The sequence below is a fragment of the Collimonas sp. OK412 genome (assembly GCF_900112135.1).
Classification (GTDB): Bacteria; Pseudomonadota; Gammaproteobacteria; order Burkholderiales; family Burkholderiaceae_D; genus Collimonas; species Collimonas rhizosphaerae.
Map to the genome: position 1 here is coordinate 91,261 of NZ_FOLC01000015.1, position 24,604 is coordinate 115,864.

General features: G+C 61.8%; 10 protein-coding genes. 3 read left to right on the forward strand and 7 right to left on the reverse strand.

Going from position 1 to position 24,604, the window contains the following annotated elements:
* Positions 1–2 precede the first annotated feature (2 nt).
* Both BM062_RS16340 and BM062_RS16345 read right to left on the reverse strand, forming a co-directional pair.
* Positions 3–10,250, reverse strand: coding sequence for a two-partner secretion domain-containing protein (locus BM062_RS16340; RefSeq protein ID WP_175501042.1), 10,248 nt, complete (start codon positions 10,248–10,250; stop codon positions 3–5).
* Between the two features lie 256 nt (positions 10,251–10,506).
* A complete protein-coding gene (locus BM062_RS16345; protein WP_254785110.1) occupies positions 10,507–12,189 on the reverse strand; it encodes a ShlB/FhaC/HecB family hemolysin secretion/activation protein in 1,683 nt (560 codons plus the stop codon).
* A 292-nt stretch (positions 12,190–12,481) separates the two neighbouring features.
* On the opposite strand from BM062_RS16345, the gene BM062_RS16350 reads away from it, so the two are divergent.
* The gene (locus BM062_RS16350) at positions 12,482–13,771 is read left to right on the forward strand and encodes a TCR/Tet family MFS transporter (protein WP_254785111.1); all 1,290 of its coding nucleotides are present in this window, start codon (positions 12,482–12,484) and stop codon (positions 13,769–13,771) included.
* A 16-nt stretch (positions 13,772–13,787) separates the two neighbouring features.
* On the opposite strand, the gene BM062_RS16355 is transcribed toward BM062_RS16350, so the two are convergent.
* From BM062_RS16355 to BM062_RS16370, 4 genes are all read right to left on the reverse strand, one after another.
* The gene (locus BM062_RS16355; protein WP_175501043.1) at positions 13,788–14,930 is read right to left on the reverse strand and encodes an acyltransferase family protein; all 1,143 of its coding nucleotides are present in this window, start codon (positions 14,928–14,930) and stop codon (positions 13,788–13,790) included.
* 113 nt (positions 14,931–15,043) lie between these two features.
* Complete coding sequence (locus BM062_RS16360) at positions 15,044–16,411, reverse strand: sigma-54-dependent transcriptional regulator (RefSeq protein WP_092398718.1); 1,368 nt, start codon at positions 16,409–16,411, stop codon at positions 15,044–15,046.
* On the reverse strand, positions 16,411–18,216 hold the full coding sequence (locus BM062_RS16365) for a sensor histidine kinase (RefSeq protein ID WP_175501044.1): 1,806 nt from the start codon (positions 18,214–18,216) through the stop codon (positions 16,411–16,413). Before BM062_RS16365 ends, BM062_RS16360 begins: the two co-directional genes overlap by 1 nt.
* Positions 18,217–18,267: 51 nt before the next feature.
* Positions 18,268–19,620 carry an MFS family transporter gene (locus tag BM062_RS16370; protein ID WP_092398720.1) on the reverse strand — a complete coding sequence of 451 codons (1,353 nt, stop codon included), beginning with the start codon at positions 19,618–19,620 and terminating at the stop codon, positions 18,268–18,270.
* 584 nt (positions 19,621–20,204) lie between these two features.
* On the opposite strand from BM062_RS16370, the gene BM062_RS16375 reads away from it, so the two are divergent.
* Positions 20,205–20,414 carry a SlyX family protein gene (locus BM062_RS16375; RefSeq protein ID WP_092398800.1) on the forward strand — a complete coding sequence of 70 codons (210 nt, stop codon included), beginning with the start codon at positions 20,205–20,207 and terminating at the stop codon, positions 20,412–20,414.
* Between the two features lie 13 nt (positions 20,415–20,427).
* Here the strand turns inward: BM062_RS16375 and BM062_RS16380 are convergent, their stop codons facing one another.
* Positions 20,428–22,239: an aminopeptidase P family protein gene (locus tag BM062_RS16380; protein ID WP_092398722.1), complete on the reverse strand. Its 1,812-nt coding sequence runs from the start codon at positions 22,237–22,239 to the stop codon at positions 20,428–20,430.
* Between the two features lie 219 nt (positions 22,240–22,458).
* Between BM062_RS16380 and fusA the strand changes: the two genes are divergently transcribed.
* Entirely contained in the window at positions 22,459–24,579 is a 2,121-nt protein-coding gene (fusA, locus tag BM062_RS16385; RefSeq protein ID WP_092398724.1) for an elongation factor G, read from the forward strand.
* The last annotated feature ends 25 nt before the right edge of the window (positions 24,580–24,604 follow it).

The window sequence follows — 24,604 nt, forward strand, 5'->3', positions numbered from 1 at the left end:
AATTAACCTCTCGGATTCTTCGGTAGTGGCTTCAATGGTGTAGTGACATTTGCACCTGTGGGTGCAATCACGTTCTGGCAAGATGGACAAACCGGCCTCGTTGCTCCAATGTCGATAATTTTCAATCCATTTGCATTCGCATATGCAATGATGTCTGCTTCTGCATGCCCAGTACCCGCCACTACAATTTCTCCAGGATTTGACGTCACACCGGGACGTAGGTAACCCCGAGGTTCACTGGTGCTGATCAATGTAGTACGTAGGCCATTTGCATCTTCAACTACTGCCACGCCCATTGTAATGCGACCTTGCGAATTTGCAGGAATCTGCGACAAAAGATCATCAACTCGTGATTGAACTAGCTGCGAGGGATTTTCATAAGCAAGCCCTTTTCCTGCCGTCACTTTTGTCGGAACAGATATGACAGCAGCGCCTCGACTTGCCAAGGCAGCATCGGCGGCAATACCCGCAACGCCACCAACCATGCCATACAACAACTCGGCCGCGCCAGACGATATCCCGAACATATTCTGCAACGCTTGCCCGCCGATCGTTGGCTGCACTTGGCCGCTAATCGATGTACTTACGCCTGCCTTAGATTGATCCACTCCCCAACCTGTCAAGGCAGCCCCGCCTGCTGCAACCAAGCAGCCCAAGCCAGTTTCTGGGCAAGTTATTGCGCCGCCTGCTGTAATGCCCGCTCCAGCTACCGCCGTCGCTGCACCGCCCACTGCCTGCAAAGTACCTAATGTCCGGGTCGTTATCTGATACGTATTGTTGATGCGTTTGCCGGCGTCAAAATTTGCATCACTAAACACGCCGGTCATTGTGTAGCCAAACATACCGGGTTGCTGCGACAGTTTCAGACGTTCTCCAGCCAGATCTGGGCTATTCCCCAATGCTTCGACCTGGACGTAGTAGTTGTACTCTTTGCTACCTACGGCATACTCTGCCGAACAGTGGGCCAATGCACATGCTGCCGCACTTAGTCGTGCTTCTTGCGCAGAACTACCATTGGCGAGCTCATGAATCCGCTGTTTCTCCTCCGTATGTAATTGGCGATTGTTAGCCTCGACATTCAATCCCGAAGCCGCCCCGGCAGCTCCACCAATCGCCGCACCCAATGCTGTTGCTGCGATCTGCGCCAGCCCTTGCTTCAGGTCTTTCGGCAGATCCATTTTGTTGATTTCATCGCCGATGATGGTCATTGCCGAAGCCGATGTCAGTGCTCCGGCCGCCCCACCTAGTCCACCTGCAAGAGCGCCAGTCGCAGTGTGCAACGCGACACGATAAGCGCCGCCTTCGGCCCATTTTGCGGCTTCCGCGTCATCGCCGTTTTTGACAGCTTCCTTCTGCTTGGCGTCGGCATAATCACCAATATTCTTGGCTGCCTGTTGCCCAAACGTCGAAGTAATCTGCACCTGCGCCGAAACATCATCCTTGAGCTTCTGTCCATCCCAATCCTTGGTCAACGCACCGCTGCTGTCCTTAGCCGTGCTGACATCGCGATTGATGCTGGCGACTGTTTGCGTGGCTGTAGTCCCGGTTTTGGCCTGTTGCGCAGCATCGTCGGTGATCGTGACGACACCGCCGCTGATGCCGCTGCGGGTGGTGCTGCTACTGCTGCCGCTGGCGCTGCCGATCCCTGCCGAAGTGCCGGTGCTGCCGGTCTGGAAGGCTTGCAGCGTTTGCCCGCCTACCGTCGGCGCCTTGGCGGTGCTGCCGTCCGCCGCCTTGCCGTCGCCCTTGTCGCCGCCCACGCCAAAACCGCCGCTGACGCCAAAACCGCTGGCGTCGAAGTCGCTATGGTTCTTGATGTCGACCTGGGTCAGGGTCTGTGTCGCCAGGCTGTTCTTGTTGTCCTGGATCGCCTTGTCGCTGCTGGCGATGACGCCGCCCTTGAGGTCGGTGTTGCCGTTGACCTTGACCTGGAAGCCGCCGTCGCCGGCGGCGATGCCGGATTGTTCGCCGACGCTGGCGAAGCTGCCGTTGACCTTGGTCTGGTTATAGTTGCCGCTGGCGGCAAAACCGTAGCCGATGGTGACACTGCCGCCTATGCTTTGGTCCTTGCTGTTGTAGTTACTGGTGTCCTGCAGGGACTCGATGTTCAGGTTGCCCTGGCCCGAGGTGCCGATATCGGCGATCACTTGCCGCGCGCTGGCGACGCCGCCTTTGATGTTGGTATCGTGACCGGACTCCAACGTCAACGTATTACCCGCGACAACATGGGTGTTGTTTTGCGTGACATCGTCGCCATCCGCCTTGCCGCGGCTGCCCGACGCATTGGCGGTGACGCCGAACGCCAGGCCGTTCTTGCCGTAAGTCGCGGCGATCCCGATAGCCGCACTGCTCGATGAACTGGTGCTGTGCTGGTCGCTGGTGCTTTGCGTTGCCTGCAGGTTGATGTCGCCATCGGCCTTGATGCTGGCGTCTTTGCCGGCGCTGATATTGCTGCCGAGGATGTTGACATTGCTGTCCTTGTCAGCGCCGGTGGCGCTGATGGCAAGGTTTCCGCCTGCAGCCACCGAAGAACCCACGGCAGTGCTGCTGGTCTGCTTGCTTTGGCTATCGCTTTTACTGGAGCCAATGGTCAGGCTGACCGTCACGCTTGGATCGGCGGCGGCCTGGGCCACCGCTTTGGCGGTCATGGCGGCGGCTGCGGCTGCCAATAGCTTCATGCGCGAATCGTCAGTCTTCTTGGAAGCATCGCCCATCTGCGCAATCGACTGCAGGGCGCTGACGATCGGGCTGCTCACTCCGAGCGACAAGCCGCTTTGTTCGGTGTGCGTCTTGTTGTTCTGCTCCGTGGTATCAAAGGCGGCATTAATATCAACCGCTTTTGCGGCGATGCTGATGTCGCCGGCCGGCGCCATTACCTTGCTGCCGGTTTGCGTGTAGTGTTCGCCGGCGTTGATAGTGATATTGCCGCCGGTCGAGCCGATTACGCTGCCGGTATTGGTAACCGTCTTGAGCGTGCTCTCATTGTCTTGTTCCTTGCTGCCCATGGTGATGCTGGCGCCAGTACTGAAGAGGCCCGAGGTTTCTTTCTTTTCATACGAGGATTGCGCGCTCTTGCTTTGCGCCGTCACGATATTGACGTTGTTGGCTGCCGCCAGCGTTACGTCCTTGGTGCCGACCACATTGCTGCCCTGGATATTGATGTCATGGCCGGCAACGGCCAGCACGCTGTTGCCCGACACCGTGCTGCCTTCGGCCTGCTGCAGGCTGCTGTGCTTGGCGATCGTGGTGGTCGTGGTCGACATGGCGTCGCCGCTCTTGACGTAACTCTCCTGCACCGTGCTGTGTTCAGTGGCGGCGCTCTTGATCGTTACGTCATTGTTGGCGGCCAGCGTGACTTGCCCGGTCGTTGTCGCCAGGTATGCCGAGGTCAGCGTGATGTTGCCGCTACCTGCCTGGGCCACGGCGTTGCCGCTGGCATCGGTCGCGCCGCTTGGCGTACCGGTAGCCTTGACCGTCAGGTTGTTGCCGGCGTTGACATTGCCGCCGACCAGCGTTTCGTCGGCGCTGCCGATGCGGTGGTATTCCTTCTTGCCGACAGTCTGGATATCGTTGACGACGCTGTCCTTGACGGCTTCGATGCTGACATTGCTGCCCGACAGCAGCGCGTTATTGCCGGCGTTGAGGTTGGCGCCCTTCAACGTCAGGTCGCCGCTCCCGCCCTGGCCTGCGGCCAGGCCCAGGTTGTTGCCGGCGTTGAGGCTGGCTAGCTGGTTGCTGACCGTGCTTTCCTTAATGAAGCCGGTGCGGCCTTCAACGCTGTGGCCGGCCGGATTTTCGACATCGATCTGATACTGGCCGGTGACGGCGCTGACCTTGACGTCGCGGCCAGCGGTGGCGATCAGGTTGCCGCCAGTCGGATTATCCGTGCTGGCAGTACCGATCGCGCTGACGTTGGCGCCCGTGACAACCAGGTCGCGTGCGGCGTTCAGGGTTACCGTGCCGCCTTGCACCGTAGCGATACGGTCGATATTGGTGCGGGTGCTGGTGGCTTCCGGATTGACGGTGTCGATGGTGCGCGTTTGCAGCACGATATCGCGCCCGGCCAGCAACGTGACGGTAGAGTCGTTGCCGCTGCCCTGGATCACGCCGGACAGGTTGACCAGGTCGTTGCGGGCGCGGGCCACGATGTCCTGCCCGCTGATGCGGCCGCCTTGGTTGAGCAGGTCGGTGCCGGCCAGCAGCGTGGTGCTGTTGGTGGCGGCGATGCTGCCGCTGTTGACCAGGTCGGAATCGGTCTTGATCATCACGTCGCCGCCGGCGATCAAGGCGCCGCTTTGCTGCAGGTCGCCGCCCTGCGGACGGCGCAGGTAGACCTGCGGCACCAGCACCTGCTGCGTGCTGCCGTCGGCCAGGGTCACGCTGCGGCTCACCAGCCAGACGATGTCGGTGGTGAGATTCGCCATCTGCTCTGCCGACAAGGCCACGCCGGGGCTCAGCTGATACTGGTTGGCATAGGCGACGCCGGCGTTCATCAACGCCTTGTATTCGTCTTCGGTACTGGTGTAGCTGGTCAGGTAGCGGCGCCCTGTGAGGGCCAGGATCTGGTCATTGATCAGCTGTTGTTCGTAGAAGCCGTCGCCATAACGCTTCAGGTTACGTTCAGGGTCGCGATTCAGCGCCTGCAGGAAATAGTCGCTGGAGAGGAAATTACGCTGGTTGGTAAACCGGGGATCGGTTTCCACCAGGTAGCGCGACCCGGGTTCCGGGTGGATCGTGAACAGGCTGTTGTTTGGCAGGATCAGGCGCGGTGCTGTGGTCAAGATAACGTCATGCGCGCGCAAGCCTGTGCCGTTCGCCGCCACGCTTTGCACTACCGGCAGGGCGCGGCCGATGCTGCCGGCGCCGGCGCCGGTCGCCAGCACTGCATTGACTGCCTGTGCGCCGATGATGCGGGCATTGCCGATGGCGGAGCTGACAGCGCCGGCGACGCTGCCGTCCGGGTTGGCGGTGCTGACGCCAAGATTGCGGTTATCGGTCTGGTTGCCGGCGTTTTGCTGGTACACCACGGTCGGCAGATCGACGCTGATGACTTGCGGAGCCGCATTGTATGGCTGCGCGCCGTCCCAGTTGCGGCAATGGCTGCTGCCAAACGTGCCGCAGCTTTCCACGTGCGTAAACTCGGCGGTGCCGCTGTAGGTGGTACGGTTCTCGCCCTGCGTGGCAAGATTGCGGACCGTAGGACCAACGATGGCAAGCGCGCCGCCGGCAACGATCTGGCTATCCTGGTTGGTGACGGAGCCATTGAGCGTCATGCCGCCGCCGGACAGTATCTGTGCCGGAGCGCTGCTGGTTACTTCGGTGTGGCTTGGGCTTGCCGTGACCTTGTACCAGGTGTAGTCCTCGAACTGGTCGAGCCGGTTATCTTCCCTGACGCTGGCATTGTAGCTATCGATCTTAGGAGCGAGCGCATCCAGCGTCGCCTCATAAGCTGTGCTCCAGACTGCGTAGTCTTTGCGCCACTGCACGCATTGGGGGGTAGTCAAGTCCACCGAGCCGCTGTCGGTCATGAAGGAACAGCCACCCGGGCCGCCATTCGGCTCGACTGGCGCGGCCGATGTGACAGCCGCGACGCCGAACTGGGCAAAGACCGGCGAATTCCACGGATAGTTGTCCACAATCGAGCCGGAGACGCAGGTCTGGCTGTCGCCGCTGCCGCTGCAGGAATCGGGAATCACCGTGCGGGCGGTGGTGACGGTGCTGCGCTGGCCGTATTTGTCGGGATGGACGATGCAGCTGACCGAGTCGCCACCGCCGCCGACGCCAAAGCAGTCGGATGACTTGTACTTGGTGGCGGAACCGGATGGCTGCACCTGGTCCTGGTTGATCGCCGGATCGACCACGACCCTGGTGGCCAGATGATTGTCGCGGTTCACCAGGCTGGCGGCGGTGATCGCCACATTGCCTTGCGCTTCGATCTTGGCGGAGGCGTTGAGCAGGTTCTGCACCGATCCCTGCAAGTTGCCGTTGCCGTCAATCGCGCCGGCGATGCCCAGGTCGCCCAGGCTGTAGATCAGCCCGCCTTCGGTATTGCTGAGGTTCTGGACCCCGATCAGCAAGGTATTGCGGGCCGCGATGGTGCCGCTGCCGCTATTGTTGACGGTGCCGCCGCTGATCCTCAGCAGGTCGCCGTAGATGCGGCCGCTGTTGTTCGTGGTGCCGGCGATGATGTTGGTAGTGACGCCGTCGATCAGGCCGGTGCTGCTGTTGGTCAGCGTGCCGCTGACGTTCAGGTTGGTGGTCTGGGCGCTGATCTCGCCGGAGTTGGTCAGGTTGCCGGTTGTGACGTTCAGCGTATCGCCCGCGGTCAGGGTGCCGCTGTTGGTGATGTTGCCGGCATTGACGGTCAAGGTTTTCTGGGCCGACAGCAGGCCGGTGTTGTTGTAGTCGCCGTTGATGTTCAGCGTGACGGCGTTGCTCGATGCAATCGTGCCGCCCAGGCTGTTGCTGCTGGTGGTGACGGTGGCGCTGTTGTCGCCGACGATCTTGCCGCCGGCGTTGTTCAGGGCGGTGGCGTTGATCGTGACATCATGCTTGGCGCTGACCAGGCCGCCGGTATTGTCCAGGCTGGCGGCGCCAAGCGCGGTGGTGATCAGCGCATCCTTGCCAGCCTTGATATTGCCGCCGGCGTTGCTGATGCTGTTGGCGCTGGCGCGGATATTGGTAGCGCTGATGCTGCCGGCAGCGCTGTTGTCGATATTGACCGCATTCAGCACGGCATCGCCGTTAGCCGCGACCTGTCCGCCATTGTTGCTAATGCTGCCGGCCGCGGTGATGCCGATGTCGCCCAGCGACTGGATCAAGCCGTTGCTGTTCAGTACATTGGCGGCGGTAATCGTATTGCTGCCGTTTGCAACGATCTGGCCGCTGCTGCGGTTATCCAGGTCGCCGGTCACGGTCAGCGTCTGCTTGCCGTTGCTGGCCACGTAACCGGCCTGGTTGTCGAGGCTGCCGCCTTTCACGTCCAGCGTACCGCCGGAGACGATCCCGCCGCTGTTGCCGCTGCTCCTGTTGACAATCGCCTGGCCATTGCTGTCGATGCTGGCATTGCCAACCGATTGCAGCAAGCCCTGGGTATTGTTCAGCGCGGTAGTGCTGGTGCTGAGATTGCCGGCTGCGACAACCTGTGCGCCCGTGTTGTCGAGCGCGGCCGCCGCGATACTGATGTCCTGGCCGCTGATCAAGCCTTTGACGTTGCTGGTATTGCCTGCGCTAAGCGTGGTGTTGCCGGCTGCCTGGATCTTGCCGCTGTCATTGTTCAGCGCTTGGCCGCCGGTGTTGATGCCCGCCGCACCTTTGAGCGACGCGATGGTGCCGCCGCTGTTGTTGAGCTGAGCGCTGGCGATGTCAAGATTGCCGCTGGCGACAACCTGGCCGGCGCTATTGTCAAACGCCTGGCCTTGGGTGTTCAGGACAAGGCTGGAGCCGCTGGCGATGGTTCCCGCCGCATTGCGGATTTCGCCTGACTGCACAGCCAGTGCCTGGGTGCCGACGATCTGCCCGCCCGCATTGTTGAGCAAGCCCGCGCCCAGCTTCAGGTCCGCCTGCTGCTTGGCGCTGACCACGCCTTGCGTGTTGTCGAGCGTGCCCGCACTGAGGCTGAGATTGCCATTGCTGGTGATCTGGCCGCGGCCATTCTGGATTGCAGCCGCGCTTGCGACAGCGAGGGTATTCACAGCCGACACCAGGCCGGCGCTATTGTCCACGCTGGCGGCGTTCAGGCTGACCGTATTGTTGGCCGTGACCTGGCCGCCCTGGTTGCCGACCGCGCCGGCATTGATGGTGATCGCATTGGTAGACTGGATCGCACCGCCGTTGTTGGACAACGCGCCACTGCCCAGCTTAAGGCTGACCTTGCCGGCGCTAGCATCCGCCGTATTGCCGGCGACGATGACTGAACCGTCGTTGTTCACTGCGCTGGCCTGGATATCCAGGCTGCTGCCGCTGGAAATCAGCGCGGCCTGGGCGCCGTTCGCGTTGCTGGCGACAGCGCCGGCCTGGATCTCCACCTTGCCGTTGGCCAGGATGCGGCCGCCGGTGTTGGCCAGGTTTTGGCCGGCCGTATTGATCGCCAGCGCCGCGCCGGACGAAATTTCGCCGCCGCTGCTGTTCAGTGCCTGTGTATTGAGGGTGGTGCCGGTGGCGCTGGTGACAAGCCCGCCGACATTGCTGGCGGCTCCCGCATTGACCGTCACGCTACCTTTGTTCGATGCCAGGATGCCTTTGCCGGCACCTGTCGCATCGTTGCTCAAGGCGCCGGTATTGATCGCCAAGGTATCGCGGGCGATGACCTGGCCGCCGTTGTTGGTCAAGCTGGCGGACTGGATCTGCGCTCCGCCCGCGGCAGCGCTGGCGGTCGTCCCGGAAGCGATGCTGCCTTGCGTATTGTCGATTGCGCCTGCAGCGCTCAATGCCAGGCTGCCGGCAGCGTCGATGACGCCCTGGCGGTTGCTCAGGCTGGCGAGGTTGAGTGTCGCCGCGCCGCCGTTCTGGGCGCGCGCAGTCAGCTGGCCGCGGCTATTGTCCAGCGCTCCGGCGCTGACATTCAACGATGCATCCGATACCAGCGTACCCGCCGTGTTGTTGATTGCCGCGCCATTGGCGTTGACCGTCAAATCAGTCTTGCCCGACAACACCCCGCCTTGGTTGCTGATGCCTTGGGTAGTCGTGATACGTGTGACCAGGTCGCTGGCGACCAGGCCATTGGCATCGTTGACCAGTTGCTGCGCATTCAAGGCAACCGCCTGGCTCCCCATCAATTTGCCGCCGCTGTTGTCGAGCTTGCCGGCCGTGGTGACGCCCAGCTGGCCGTTTGCCAGCAAGGTGCCGCCGACGTTGCTGACCGATGCCGCCTGTATGCCGGCATTCTGCCCGGCCTGCCATATGCCGCCCGCGTTGCTCAGCTGGCCGCCGGCGCTGACATTGAGGTTATTGCCAGCAGCGACATTGCTGCCGCTGGCCCGCAAATTGCCGGCGCTGGCGGTCAGGTTGACGTTCTTGTCAGAGTTGAGCTGGCTGCCAGAAAAACTGAGATTCTGCGCCTGCAGGTTGAGATCGCCGGCGGCAAGCAGTTTGCCGCCGCTATCCGTGATGCCGGCGGCATTCAGGTCAAGCGCACCGCCGCTGGCGATAGAACCGCTATTGGCGGCGGCGCCATTGATGGCCAGCGTCAGGTTGTCGGCGCTGCGCTGGATCGTAGAGCCGCTATTGCTCAAGGCGCCGGCATTGACGATCAGTTGTCCTTGCGAATCCAGCGTGCCCTGCTGCGCCAGGCCGCCGCCGCTGGCGATGGTTGTGCTGCCTTCGCTTTGCGTCTGTCCGGTCAACACGGTGTTGCCGTTCGCCACCAGCTGGATATTCTGTTTGGCGTAGCTGTCTTTCAAGGTCAGGTCGCCGTTGCTCGACAACACCAGGTTGCCCTGCAAAGCGGCAACCCGGCCGCTGCTGTTGACGCCGAGACCCTGTTCCGTAGAAACCAGGTACACCTGGTTGGCATACATGCCGCCAAGGTCCTTGATATCGATCGCAAAGCGCGGCGCGGCGCCGGTGCCGGCCTGCGGCGTGGTTTGCAGCGTGCCGTACAGCACCTGGTTGGCGCCGGCCAAGGCATTCAGGTTCTTGGCCCAGACTTCGCCTTCGATCACCAGGCCGCGGGCGATCAGGTCAAGCTGTTCAATATTGCTGGCATTCAGGCCGCCGCTGCCGATCGTCAATTGTCCCTGGCCGACATTGAAACCGTTGATCGCGCCGTTTGCGCCGAACTGGACCTGGCCGGTGGTCAGGGTGCCGCGATTGGCATTCAGGAAGCCGCAGCCGTCGCATGTGATGCCGTTCGGATTGGCGACCACGATGTTGGCGCGTTGTCCCGCCACCTCAATGGTGCCGCGCAGCTGGCTCGGGTTGTTCGACACCACTTCATTGAGGATGATGCGCGCCGGCGTATTTCCCAACTGCGGATTGCCGGTGATCCAGCCGCCCAGCTGGGTTTGCGTATTGCCGCTGCTGTTGTTGAGAATCAGGCCGTTGGGATTGACATTGAACTGGCCGTACTGGTTGCGCGAAACGCCGCTGGCGCTGGGCGGTGCGATCAGCACGATCGGCACGCCGTTCTGGGCGCCATCGATCAGCGGACGCTGGCCGGCAGGTGCATTGGGCGACGCCGCAATGGGCAGATTGCCTGCCTGCGCCGGCAATACGGCAAGCACGGTCTGGCACAGGTACAGGGCAAGCATGGCTTTCGCCGTGCGCCGCATCCAGGAACGTGGAGCGGAACGCTCCGATAGCGCAGGTCGCGATGGATCCCGTGCGTTAACTGCGGCTTGCTGCTGCATTTGTCGTTGATGCGAATTCATGACTTCCCCGATCCCGTAATTCATTCAATTGCGCAAACGCTGCCGGCCTGGCGGCGCCCTTGCGATATGTCATTGCCGCCAGTCGTGCCGGCGGTCTATTTTTCTGGACTGCAGTACTGCCTTGAATATCTGTTCATCAAAAAGCGTAGGTCAGCGACACAGAAGGACTCCAGCGCTGCGTCTTGAAACCTTCCGGCTTGTACAGCGGCGTGCCGAGCGAGGCATCCATCTGCAGCGATTTCCATCTGCCGCGCATGCCGATTGCGGCGCCGGCCAGCTTGCTGCCGATCAGCTGGGCTTCGCTGGGGCCCCAGACACGGCCGGCGTCAACGCCCAGGTAGATTTGCGTATCGACGCCAGGAACCAGGTTGGCCGGCATGCTGAGATCGTTGCGAAAATAGAAGCCGCTTTCCGCCAGCAGGACGCTGTCGCCGTCAAAGCCGCGCACGCTGTAACGATTGCCTATGGATATCTGGTCGACCGACAGCAGCGCATCGTTAGTCGCCTGCGCATGTATCGAGCCGGTATATTGGAATGCCTGTTTTCCCAGCGCGAACGGCTGGTTGTAGCTCGCGTTCAAGGTCCAGATCTGCGGCCGGTTGGTCAGGTTGACGGCGCCGTCCGCCTGCGGAAAATCGTCCTGCGCGCTAAACCACGGCATGCCGCGCTGATAGCCGAGGTCGATGTCGAGGTCGCCTTGTCCTATCAACCTCTTGTAGGTCACGCCGGCTTCCAGCCGGGTGGTGCGGCGCCGCTGCACGATCAGCTCGACATCGTCCAGGAAACTGTCAGCGTGGCGCGTCGCCACACCTGCATACAGGCCGAATTTGGCCGACGCGGTGCGGATGAAAGTGCGGTGCCATTTGAATTCGGCGGTATCGCTGGTGCCGCTGGAAAGGAAATTGACCGTGGTTCCCTGCACCACCTGCGCAAACCGGTTGTGGCTGTCTGAAATGGTAAAGGTGTTGTAACCCCAGGGAATGCTGTAGTTGAAGGACGCGCTCTGGCTGCGGTGGTTCGGATCCGGCTGGTCGAGATTGCTATTGCCGCTCAGGTTCAGGATGTCGTTCAGGCCAAGAGGATTATCGAGCGCAAGATAGGCCGATAGCTGGGAACGCCCCAAGGTGCGGCTGCCCGAATTGTCGACCGTGACGCCGCCGCGGATGCGGTCGCCGAGGCTGCCGCTTTGCCGTTCTATATAGACGACGCTGGTGTCCGGTTCCGCGCCCGGTTCGATGCGCGTCGCCACCGCCTGGCTCGGCAGGCGCTTCATTTGCTCGACGCCCTGCTCCAGGTCGCGGATGTTCAGGATATCGCCTGGCCCCAATGACGGGATGCCGGGGAAAGCATTGCGCCAGGTTCCCCAGTTATCGTCCGCCGCCTGCTTGGCGTCGCCCGCCTTGACCATGCGCACTTCGCTGATGCGGCCGACATGCAGCACCAGCTCCAGGGTGCCGTTGTGAAGATTTTGCTGCGGCAGGCTGACACGGGTAGTGGCGTAGCCAAGTTCGATCAGCTTGCCATCCAGCGCCGAGGCGATGCGGCGCAAGCCTTCGACGCCGATACAACGGTTCATGAACGGCAGCCCCGCATCCTGCAGCCAGCCGAAGCGTCCGATACCCTTGCCGGTCAGCGCAGTTTCGCGAATCACGAAGCATGGCGATTCGACCGGAAGATCGGTGGATACCTTGGTCGATACCGATGGACTCAAGACGTCGGACTTGGGTTGCAGCTGCAGTTGCTGTTCGCGGGTGCGCTCCTCCTGCCGGCGCAGCCCTTCGGCGGCGCCTCGCTCGATGGTTACCGCGGTCTGCGCCATCCCGTTTTGCGCGGCTGCAGCCAGCAAGGCAACTAAGCCAATCCCCTTTGCAAAAAACAATAAACAACCATCACCTTTATCCGTTAAGGCGTTGCTCCCCATTTGTTGCTTTCTATATATTTTTCCCTGGCGGGAATTATAGTTAGAAAACTAACTTCGGATAATCAAAATGTATCTGTATTGTAAATTTTCACAATAATTAACATGCGCGGTGGAAATTGGTTGCGTAACAACAACACAGTCCGATTACAATCGATAACATGCCAAGCACCACCTACCGGAGCAGCAACGCGTGACAAACCTCAAACTTCCCGCGCAGAACCCAGGCCGTACCGCGGCGATGCCCTTCATCATGCTGACCGTATTGATCGACATGATTTCGATCGGCCTGATCATCCCGGTGCTGCCGGTGCTGGTCGGCAAATTCACCGGTTCGCAGGCCGACCAGGCATTCTGGTATGGCGCGGTGGCCTTTGCTTTCGGCATCGCCAATTTTTTCGGTTCGCCGATTCTTGGCGCCCTGTCTGACCGCTACGGCCGGCGGCCGGTGCTGCTGCTGGGATTTTGCGGGCTGGCGCTGAATTTTTTCGCGACGGCGTTTTCAACCGCGCTGTGGATGCTGATCGTGGTGCGCCTGGCGGGCGGCGCCATGCAGTCCAATGCCGCGGTCTGCAATGCCTACGTGGCCGACATCACGCCGCCGGAGCAGCGCGCCAAGCGCTTTGGCATGATCGGCGCGATGTTCGGCGTCGGTTTCATCGTCGGCCCGGTGATGGGCGGTTTGCTGGGCGCCGTCAATCTGCGCTTGCCGTTCATTGTGGCTGGCAGCCTGGCCTTGCTGAACCTGATGTACGGTTATTTCGTGCTGCCCGAATCGCTGCCGCCTGAGCGGCGCCGCGCATTCGGCTGGCGGGCGGCCAATCCGCTGGCTTCGCTGCGAGCGTTGTCGCGCCTGAAAGCGGTCGGGCCGCTGGTGGCGGTGATCGCCTGCAATGGCTTGGCGCAGTTCATGCTATTCACCACCTGGGTGCTGTACACCACGTTCAAGTTCGGCTGGGGACCCTTGGAAAACGGCCAGTCGCTGGCAGCCGTCGGCATCATGTCGGTGATCGTGCAAGGCGTCTTGCTGGGGCCATTGCTGAAACGCTTCAGCCCGCAGCGGCTGGCGGTGATCGGGCTGGTCTCCTCCACTGCCGCCTACCTCTTGTGGGGAGCCGCCAGCCAGTCATGGATGATGTATGCGGTGATTTTCGCCAATATATTCGGCGCCACGGTGAATGCGTCGATCCAGAGCATCATTTCCGGCGCGGTCGATTCGCACAGCCAGGGCCAGACCCTGGGCGCGGTCAGTTCGCTCAACAGCCTGATGGCAGTGATCGCGCCGGTCATCGGCGCGCCGTTGCTGGGGGTGGTCTCGCATTTGCCCAAGGGCGACTGGCGGATTGGCGCGCCGTTCTATTTTTGCGCGGTGCTGCAGCTGGCGGCGCTGGTGCTGGCTTTCCTGCATTTCCGGCGCCAGCGCCGCCAGCGCGCCGAGATTCAGCCTGCCGGCGCCGTACTGGAAACGGAAGACATGCAGTAACCGCCAACGCCGCCGTTCAGGCGGCGACCGGAACCCGCAGCGGCGAACCCTGTTCTGGCGCGCGGCTTGACAGGCGGCTGAGCGGGATTTCCACCCAGCGATAAAAAAGTGCACCGGCGGCAAGGCTGGCAGCCCAGGCCAGCACCATGCCGCCCGCCTGCAGCAGCGGCCGCGCCGGCACGAACTTGGCGAACGCCGCGTTGACGACCAGGCAGACCGGGAAATGCACCAGGAAGATCGAGTACGAAATCCGGCCGAACGAACGTATCCAGGCAAAGCGCTGGCGCGACAGCAGCACGCCGCGCCGGCTCGCCAGCACCAGTGCGCAGGCTACCAGCAAGGCGAGCGCGATGCGGCTGCGGAAATCGATCGTCAGTGCGTACAAGGTTGGCACCAGTATCGCCGCCAGCAGCAGCGCCACCGCCGCCGGCCGCCGGCCCAGGTCGCGCGCCCACCAGGCGATCACGCCCAGGCCGTAGCTGCCGAAGAAATACGGCGCCCAGGCGTCCCAGGCGGCATCGCGGTTGAAATAGAACAGGGAGGCGCTGACGCCGGCCACCACCAGCAGCGGCGCCAGCCATGGCATCGCGCGCCGCCTGGCGAGGCCGCCGGTCAGCCACAGCAGCATGGTGAGCATGGCGTACAGCTGGAAATCGATGGCGACGTACCAGGCGCCGGCCGAGATCGATTCATAACCCAATATGGAATGCAGCAATAATGCGTGGGCGGCCAGTTGCATGGCCGTCGGCATGGCGGAGATGGAGTAATGCGTCATCCACAGCGCGGCCCAGGCGGAAGCGCCTATCGCCAGCACGGTCGCGGCCAGGAACGGCGGCACCAGCTTCATGTAGCGCCGCCACAAGACCCGCAGCGGGTCGGCGACGGTGGAGCTGCCATGCGGCGACAGCGATTTGGCCGCGAGGAAACCGCCGACCACCAGGAATACCTGGACCGCGATGCGGGCGTATGTGTCCAGCCAATCGATCAGGCCAGGCGCGACAGGACGAACGTGGTCTGCCATCGGCCCGTAGAACGCCAGGTGGTGCAAGACAATCAGTTGTGCCGCAATAACCTTGAGCAGGTCGATAAAGCCGAATTGGAAATTGGAATTACGTTCTGGTGCTTTCGATGAGCTTGGTGGCAGCGGTGAAACGCTCATTGTTACATCCATGTTAAAAAAGATGCCAATGATAGAGATTCAAACGCGCTTGTCCAGCATAATAATATCTTGTAACATTTCCCAATGGCAACAAATTGGTTATTTAAAAAACATTATTCACTGCGGTCTTGCACCTTTCCCACCGCCAGCTGGTATTTCTTGATCTTGTCATACAAGGTTTTCTTGGGCAGGCCCAGGCGGTCGGCGGCGATGGCGACGTTGCCGCCGCTGGCGTTCAGCGTCTCGCTGATCAACATGCGCTCATAAGCATCCACCTGCTGCGGCAACGATATGCCGCTGGGCACGTCGCCGCCGTCCTGGACCGTCAGATCGGCCACGCCCTCCGCCACGCCCAGCACCAGCCGGTCGGCAAAATTGCGCAGCTCGCGCACGTTGCCGGGCCAGTCGCGGGTTTGCCATTGCGCCATCTGCGCCAGCGTCCATTGCGGCAACGGACGCTGGTAACGGATCGCCGCGCCCTGGATGAAGTGCGCCAGCAGCAGCGGAATGTCCTCGCGCCGCTCATTGAGGCGCGGCAGGTCGATGCTGACCACGCCGATGCGGTAATACAGGTCTTCGCGAAAACTGCCTTGCGCGCTCATCTGCAGCAGGTTGGCCTTGCTGGCGGCGATGATGCGGCAATCGATGGCAATCGGCTCGTTGCCGCCAAGCCGCTCCAGTTTCCGTTCCTGCAGCACGCGCAGCAATTTCACCTGCAAGGCCAGCGGCATGCTTTCGATTTCGTCGAGGAAGACGGTACCGCCCTTGGCGTATTCGAGTTTGCCGATGCGCCGTTTCTGAGCGCTGGTGAACGCTCCCGCCTCGTGCCCGAAAATTTCGCTTTCAAATACCGCTTCCGGCAGCGCGCCGCAATTGATGGCGACAAACGGTCCTTGGCGGCCGCTGGCCACATGCAGCTGGCGCGCCACCACTTCCTTGCCGCTGCCGGTCTGGCCGTTGACCAGGATATCGACCATGGTCGGCCCGACGCTGCGGATCATGGTGCGGACTTTTTCGATCGCGGCCGATTGCCCGATCAGGCTCGGCATGTCGGGATGCGCAGCCCAGGCCGCTTTCAGGCGCCGGTTCTCAAGGATCAGGCTGCGCTTTTCCTGCGCCCGGTTGGCGGTCTCCATCAGGCGTTCGGCGGCAAACGGCTTTTCGATGAAGTCGTAGGCGCCGGCGCGCATGGCGTCTACCGCCATGCTGACGTCGCCATGGCCGGTCACCACGATCACCGGCAGGTCAGGATCCAGCGTCACCACCTGGGTCAACAGCTCCAGGCCGGAGCGGCCCGGCAAACGCACGTCGGTGACAATCACGCCGGCAAATCCCGGATTCAGCCAAGGCTGCGCCTGTTCCACGCTGCCGCAGGCATGCACGGCAAAACCGCCCAGCTCCAGCGTCTGGCTGATCGCTTCCCGCACTGCCTGTTCATCTTCGATCAATACTGCTTCCAGCGTTGCCACCCTCACCTCCATCAAGTCTCGACCGTTTCCAGCAACGGAATCCGCAGCACGAATTCGGCGCCGCCGCCGCTGTGGTTGTTTGCCGTCAGCCGGCCGTTCATCGCCTGCACGATGGACGATGAAATGGCCAGGCCCAGGCCCAATCCCTTGCCGGACGGCTTGGTCGTGAAAAACGGCTCGAACAGATGCAAGGCGACCTGCGCCGGAATGCCCGGTCCAGAATCGCGGATGCGGATCACCGCTTCGCCCGCCTCGCAATCCAGCACCAGGGAGACGGTTTTTTGCTCGGCATTATCCACCGCGTCCAAGGCGTTGCGCAACAGGTTGATCAGCACCTGTTCGGTGCGCACCGAGTCGCCGACCACCTGGGCCGTGCGCCGGATATCGATCTCCAGCTTGGCGCCGTGGGTCTGGAACTCGTTATGCAGCAGCAGCGCCGCCGCCTCTATCGACTTCGGCAAATCGATGGCGGCGACCGCTTCGTGGCTTTTCCGGGAAAAGCCGTTGAGCTGGCCGACTATCTTGCCCATGCGGGCGCTGGCATTGCTGATATGGGCCAGGTTTTCGCTGGCCTTGTCGCCCTGGCCGCGGGTCAGGAAGGTCATGGCGTTATCCGCAAACGCCCGGATCGCCGCCAGCGGCTGGTTCAGCTCGTGGGCGATGCCGGCCGCCATCTGCCCTAGCATGGCCAGCTTGCCGGCCTGGATCAGCTTGTTCTGGGTCGAACGCAACAGGTGTTCGGTTTCCTGCAGCTTGGCGTACTTGGCTGCCAGCGTCTGGTTCGCCACCATCAATTCCTGCGTTCTCTGGGCAATGGTCCGGTCCAGGTATTCGGCCGACACCAGCCGCTCTTCCAGGCGGCGCCGGCGCTGGTACAAGGCCCACAGGGAAATTCCCGCAATCGCCAGCAGCAGCAGCGCCGCCATGGTCCACAGCATGGCGATGCGGGCGATCCGCGCCTGCGACGGGAACAGCATCAGTTGCCAGCCCAGGCGGCCGACGCTGCGCGTGACGTGCTGGCCGAACTCCGCGCTCTGCCGCTTCGGCAAAGAACTGACCGGCGTAATCGGCCGGTCGGCGTACTGATGCGTGCCGGTGAGGTCTTGCTGCACGGCTCCGTTGAGCGGATACAGGCTGTGATATTTCCAGTCCGGGCGATTGCTCAGGAACACCACGCCGCTGCTGTCGACCAGCGTGATCGGATCTTCGCTGCTGCGCCAGGTGTGCTCGAATTCGGTCAGGTCGATCTTGACCGCCATCACCCCCAGCGCGGCATTTTCGCCATGGGCGGCAGCGCTGGCGTAGATCGGCTGGGCGATAAAATAGCCAGGCACATTGGTGGCGTTGCCGATGCCGTAGAAACTACCGGCGTTGCCTTTCATCGCATCGCGGAAATACGGACGGAAACCGAAGTCCCTGCCGACAAAGCTGGTAGGCGTGTCCCAGTTGCTGGAAGCCAGCGTCAAGCCTTTGCGGTCCAGTACATAGATCGCCACCACCTTCGATTGCCGCTGGATCAGCTGCAATGTCTGGTTCAGGCGCTGGATGTTGAGCTGGTCTTCGGGATGGGCCAGCGCCTGCAGCACATCCGACTGGAAGCCGAGGGCAAACGGCAGCGTCTCGAATTTCTGCAGCACCGATTCCAGGTCGAGCGCGATGATTTGCAGTTGCCGCTCGCTGGCTTCGCCGACGTCGCCGCCGGCTTTCCTGGCTGCCATGACGTAGGTGGTCAGCGCCACGGCAACCGCGCCGGCAAGCGCCAGCACGGTCCAGAGCAGCGGCTTGTTCGCCCTCGCCTTCACCAGCAGATTTGTCATGGCAGCCGCCTGAATGGAAAAAAAACAGGCGACAGCATCGCCGGCATGGCTTTAACGCGATCCAGCCGGCGCACCGCCAGGCGCGTATTGCTGGGTGTCAAGCGGAACGTCTTTGAGATAACCTTCCTTGCTTGGATCGCGCATCTTGTAAGCGACGATGAAAGCCAGCGCGCACATGCCCGACACATACCAGTAGAAAGTCGATTCCATGCCGGCCTTTTTCAGCTCCAGCGCAACCAGCTCCGCCGAACCGCCGAAGATCGCATTGCCCACGGCATAAGACAAACCGACACCCAGCGCGCGCACTTCCGGCGGGAACATTTCCGCCTTGATCAGTCCGCTGATCGAGGTATAGAAACTGACGATCGCCAGCGCCAGGATCACAAAACCGAATGCCGCGTAAGGATTGCTGACATCTTTGAGCGCATGCAGGATCGGCACCGTCGCCACGGTCGCCAGTGCGCCGAACCAGAGCATCGAAGTGCGGCGGCCGATCCTGTCGGAGAGCGCGCCAAACAGCGGCTGCATCAGCATGTAGACCAGCAGCGCCGCGGTCATCACGGTGCTGGCCGTTTTCGCGCTCATGCCGGCGGTATTCACCAGGTACTTCTGCATGTAGGTAGTAAAGGTGTAGAAAATCAGCGAGCCGCCGGCAGTGAAACCCACCACCGTCAGGAACGCCGTCTTGTGTTTCATCAGGCCCGCCAGGGTGCCGGCATCCTTGTTTTTACGTGTTTCAGCGGTCGAAGTCTCGCTCAGCGATTTACGCAGGTAAAGAGCAACCAGCGCTGCTATCGCGCCCAGCACGAACGGAATGCGCCAGCCCCAGGCGTGCAGCTGTTCGGTGGTCAGTACCTGCTGCAAGATCACCAGCGCCAGCACTGCGAGCAGTTGGCCGCCGATCAGTGTCACATACTGGAACGAGGCAAAAAACCCGCGCCGCCCTTCCAGCGCGACTTCGCTCATGTAGGTGGCGCTGGTGCCGTATTCTCCGCCCACCGACAAGCCCTGGAACAGGCGCGCCAGCAACAGCAGCAGCGGCGCGGCGATGCCGATGGTCTCGAAGGTCGGCAGGCAGGCAATCATCAGCGAACCGCCGCACATCATCAGCACCGAGATCATCATGGCGGTACGCCGGCCGTGTTTGTCGGCAATGCGGCCGAACAGCCAGCCGCCGATGGGGCGCATCAGGAAGCCGACCGCAAAGATGGCGGCGGTGTTGGCCAGTTGCGAAGTCGCGTTGCCGCTAGGGAAAAACTTTGGCGCAAAATAGATTGCGCAAAACGAATAAATGTAAAAATCAAACCACTCGACCAGGTTGCCGGACGAGGCGCCGACAATGGCGAAAATGCGCTTCCGGGAGTCCGCGGCGGCGGCATGGTCGGACGGATGAAGTGTGGACATGGTTGTCTCCTGGTTTTAATGTTTTTGTGCAATCCTGACAGTCCGCTGCATATGCAACTTGCGCGCAAGCTACATCATGCCATCTGGAAGGCACAACAGGCAAAGGGGAATAACGGCCAGCAGCCTGCCGGACTTAGGGGATCGAAGCGAAAAAATAGCTGGGCGAGGACAGATTTTGCCGGATTCGCAGTGTCAATAGCCTAGCTATTGACCAAGAAGCCGGTGAAATATGGTCCGCCCAGGTATTTTTGCAGCCGATCATCCTAAGTTCGACAGGCTGCTAGGGTTACGGCAAACTTGAATCGACGATGCCCACGCTATTGCAGCAAGGCAAGATTCTCTTGGCAAGCATTTTTGTCTCCTATGGATTGGTTTTTTATCCAAACCATTGCAGACATCGTGCCAGCCCGGGCAAAAAAAGCTAAGTATCTGATTTACTGGAGATAATTCCAGAGAAAAGGCAGAGCGCCGGCGCCCGCCGTGCGGATATCCGCAATTGCAGCGCCATTTGTTGCGGATATCCGCCCATGCGGACCGCGCTCTTGGGCTACCATCTGCGCTGCAAAAATAAAGGAGCCTGCAATATGAACCACGAAGACCGCATGGTCGATATTGAAATCAAGCTAGCCCGCCAGGATGACATGCTGGACGAGCTGAACAAGCTGGTCTACCGGCAGCAGCTGAAAATAGACCAGCTGGAAGCGTTGTGTACAGCACTGGCGCGGCGGATCAAGGATGCCGCCGACAACAGCAATGCGGGCCAGGTCGCCAACGAACGCCCGCCGCATTACTGATTGCCTGATGGCTTTAGAGCGCTTGGGTCCGGGTCTCCAGCCACTGCCTGGCGTCGCCCCTCACATGCGGCGACAGGCGTGCCCTCACCTCGGCGTGATAGGCATTGAGCCAGTCGATCTCGTCGCTGCGCAACAGGCTGGCGTCGAGGCAGCGCGTATCGATCGGACACAGGGTGAGCGTCTCGAAGCGCAGGTATTCGCCGAATTCGCTGGCTGCCGCCGGCTGGTTCAGCACCAGGTTCTCGATCCGCACGCCCCATTGGCCGGGCCGGTAGATGCCCGGCTCGATCGAGGTGATCATGCCCTGCTCCATCGCCGTGTGCGCATCAGGCGCAGCGGTGCCGGAGATGACTTGCGGGCCTTCATGCACATTCAGGAAGTAACCGACGCCGTGGCCGGTGCCGTGGCCATAGTCGATGCCGGCGGCCCAGATCGGCGCACGTGCAATCGCATCCAGCAAAGGCGATTTGATGGAGCGCGGAAACTGCGCTGACGACAGGGCGATCACACCTTTCAGCACCAGCGTGCAATCGCGCTTTTGCGCTGCCGACGGCTGGCCGACCGGCACCATGCGCGTGATATCGGTGGTGCCGCCCACATACTGGCCGCCCGAGTCGATCAGCAGCAAACCGTCGCCGCCGATGGTGGCGTGCGATTCGGCGCTGGCCTTGTAGTGCGGCATGGCGCCGTTGGCGTTGAAGCCGGCGATGGTAGCGAAGCTGGGGCTGACAAAACCCGGCCGGCGCGCCCGTGCAGCGGTGATGTGGGTATCGACCATCAGTTCGGTCACGGTTTCCTTGCCCAATGCCTGCTCCAGCCAGGCAAAGAATTCGCACAGCGCGGCGCCGTCCTGCTCCATGGCGGCGCGCACATGCGCTACCTCGCCGGAGCTTTTGCGCGACTTGGCGAAGGTGGTCGGGTTGACTGCCTCTGTCACCTTGGCCGCGGCCGGCACCGCTTGCCGCAATCCGAGCGTGACGCGGCGCGGGTCCAGCAGCAGCGTGGCGCCGGCCGGCAAGGCCGCCAATGATGTCGCCGCTTCGGCGTAAGGCGCCAGCGCGACGCCATCCTGGCTGAGCAGATCGAGCAGGGCCGGCGGGACTTTGCCGTCAGCGACGAACAGCGTGGCTTGTCCCGGTCCGATCAATGCGTGGGCCAGGAATACCGGGTTGTAATTGACGTCGGCGCCGCGCAAATTGAACAGGTAGGCGATGTCGTCCAGGGTCGAGATGAAGTGCCATTGCGCACCGTGCTGCTGCATGGCCTGGCGCAGCTGCTCCAGCTTGGCCGCGCGCGACAATGGCGCATGCGACGCCTGGTGCTGGTACACCTCGGCCATCGGCAAGCCGGGCCGCTCGTTCCAGATCTCGCCCAAGACGTCGAGGTCGGTGCGCAGGCTGCTGCCGCCTTTGGCCAGCGCCTGTTCCAGCGCACGCGCGGTAGCCAGTCCCAGCACCGCGCCGTCGACCGCCAGCGTTTTGCCGGACGCCAGGTTGGCCGCCAGCCAGTCGAGGTGCAGCAAGCTGTTGCCCGACGGCGTTTTCATGAGCACGATCTCGGTGCCTGCCAGCTCCGCTTCCGCCTGCGACCAGTAACGGCTGTCGGCCCACAAGCCGGCGAAATCGGCGGTAATGATCAAATTGGCGACCGAGCCGGTGAAGCCTGATAGCCATTCCCTGCCCTTCCAGCGTCCCGGCAGGTACTCGGACAAATGCGGATCGGCCGACGGAATCAGGCAGGCGTCGACATTGTTGCGCTGCATGGCGGCGCGCAGCTGCTGGATGCGCGGCGCGGAAGTATTCTGGGAAAAGGTTCGGGAGTTCATAGGAGGCTGGCTGGAATGCGCTATTTGGGTGGATGGATTCACTTACCGCTAAGCCGCCAAGCATACCATTGCGAGGGGAAAAACGGGGTCTTGCGACGGGATTTGCGACGAACTCTTGCACCCGTCCGCAACTGACAATCGAAAAAACGAGTAAGCTCACACGTCACGGTATCTGCAAAAGAATTCTGATCATCATAATTTCTCCCAGAGGAAATCGTCATGACCCGCAAAACCCCCATTGAGCTCTATCGCAACATCGGCATCAGCGCGCATATCGACGCCGGCAAGACCACCACTACCGAGCGCATCCTGTTCTATTCCGGCGTCAGTCACAAGATCGGCGAAGTGCACGACGGCACCGCCACCATGGACTGGATGGAACAGGAGCAGGAACGCGGCATCACGATCACCTCCGCCGCCACCACCTGCTTCTGGCAAGGCATGGCCGGCAATTACCCCATGCACCGGATCAATATCATCGATACCCCGGGCCACGTCGACTTCACGATTGAAGTGGAGCGCTCGATGCGGGTGCTGGACGGCGCCTGCATGGTCTACGACGCCGTCGGCGGCGTCCAGCCGCAGTCCGAAACCGTCTGGCGCCAGGCCAACAAGTACACCGTACCGCGCCTGGCGTTCGTCAACAAGATGGACCGGGTCGGCGCCGACTTCTTCCGCGTCCACCAGCAGATCCGCGACCGCCTCAAGGGCAATCCGGTGCTGGTGCAGATCCCGGTCGGCGCGGAAGACAATTTCCACGGCGTGGTCGACCTGGTCAAGATGAAGGCCATCATGTGGGACGACGCCACCCAGGGCGTCAAGTTCGAGTACATCGAGATTCCTGCAGAACTGCAAGCCAGCGCCCAGGAGTGGCGCGGCCGCATGATTGAAGCGGCGGCCGACGCCAGCGACGCCATGATGAAAAAATACCTGGACGGCGCCGACATCAGCGAAGAGGAAATCAAGGCCGCGCTGCGCCAGCGCACCATCGCCGGCGAGATCGTGCCGATGCTGTGCGGCAGCGCCTTCAAGAACCGCGGTGTGCAAGCGTTGCTGGACGCCGTCATCGATTACCTGCCGGCGCCGACCGATATCCCGCCGGTGCAGGGCCACGACCAGGACGACCTGGTGGTCGAACGGCGCGCCGCCGACGACGAAAAATTCTCGGCCCTCACCTTCAAGATCATGACCGATCCGTTTGTCGGCCACCTGAGCTATTTCCGGGTCTATTCCGGCGTGCTGGTGTCGGGCGACGTGGTGTTCAACCCGAACAAAGGCAAAAAGGAAAGGATAGGCCGCGTGCTGCAAATGCACGCCAACCACCGCACCGAGATCAGCGAAGTGTACGCAGGCGACATCGCCGCCGCGGTCGGCCTCAAGGAAGCCAGCACCGGCGATACCCTGTGCGATCCGGGCAGCATCATCACCCTGGAAAAAATGGTGTTCCCGGACACCGTGATCTCGCAGGCGGTGGAGCCCAAGACCAAGGCCGACCAGGAAAAGATGGGTGTAGCGCTCAGCCGCCTGGCCGAAGAAGATCCGTCATTCCGCGTCAAGACCGACGAGGAATCGGGCCAGACCATCATTTCCGGCATGGGCGAGCTGCACCTGGAAGTGCTGGTGGAGCGCATGCGGCGCGAATTCGGCGTCGAGGCGACGGTCGGCAAACCGCAAGTGGCTTTCCGCGAGACCATCCGCAAGGTGTGCGAATCCAGCGAAGGCAAGTTCATCAAGCAGTCCGGCGGGCGCGGCCAGTACGGCCACGTGGTGCTGAAAATCGAACCGCAGGCGCCGGGCAAGGGTTTTGAGTTCGTCGACGCCATCAAGGGCGGCACAGTGCCGCGCGAATACATTCCCGCGGTGGAAAAAGGCGTGCGCGAAACCCTGGCTACCGGGGTGCTGGCCGGTTATCCGGTGGTCGACGTCAAGGTCACGCTGTTCTTCGGCTCCTCGCACGATGTCGACTCCAATGAAAACGCCTATCGCATGGCGGCTTCGATGGCGTTCAAGGATGGCTGCCGCAAAGCCAGCCCGGCCTTGCTGGAGCCGATGATGGCAGTGGAAGTCGAGATGCCCGAGGAAAAAATGGGCGACGTGATCGGCGACCTGTCGTCGCGGCGCGGCATGATCCAGAGCATGGACGACATCCCTGGCGGGGTCGGCAAGATCGTGCGGGCGGAAGTGCCGCTGGCGGAAATGTTCGGCTACTCCACCACCCTGCGCTCACTGACCCAGGGACGCGCCACTTATACGATGGAATTCAAGCACTACGCGGAAGCGCCGGCCAACATCACCGATGCGGTGGTGAACGCCAAGCATGTGGGAACAGGCAAGCACTGAAACCCGGCATCGTTTGCTTGCAGCG

Excerpts from the sequence above, each read along its gene's own strand:
- fusA (WP_092398724.1), top strand. The coding sequence starts at position 22,459 with ATGACCCGCAAAACCCCCATTGAGCTCTATCGCAACATCGGCATCAGC.
- BM062_RS16355 (WP_175501043.1), bottom strand. The coding sequence starts at position 14,930 with ATGAGCGTTTCACCGCTGCCACCAAGCTCATCGAAAGCACCAGAACGT.
- BM062_RS16345 (WP_254785110.1), bottom strand. The coding sequence starts at position 12,189 with ATGGCGCAGACCGCGGTAACCATCGAGCGAGGCGCCGCCGAAGGGCTG.
- BM062_RS16365 (WP_175501044.1), bottom strand. The coding sequence starts at position 18,216 with ATGACAAATCTGCTGGTGAAGGCGAGGGCGAACAAGCCGCTGCTCTGG.
- BM062_RS16340 (WP_175501042.1), bottom strand. The coding sequence starts at position 10,250 with ATGCTTGCCCTGTACCTGTGCCAGACCGTGCTTGCCGTATTGCCGGCG.
- BM062_RS16370 (WP_092398720.1), bottom strand. The coding sequence starts at position 19,620 with ATGTCCACACTTCATCCGTCCGACCATGCCGCCGCCGCGGACTCCCGG.
- BM062_RS16375 (WP_092398800.1), top strand. The coding sequence starts at position 20,205 with ATGAACCACGAAGACCGCATGGTCGATATTGAAATCAAGCTAGCCCGC.
- BM062_RS16380 (WP_092398722.1), bottom strand. The coding sequence starts at position 22,239 with ATGAACTCCCGAACCTTTTCCCAGAATACTTCCGCGCCGCGCATCCAG.
- BM062_RS16360 (WP_092398718.1), bottom strand. The coding sequence starts at position 16,411 with ATGGAGGTGAGGGTGGCAACGCTGGAAGCAGTATTGATCGAAGATGAA.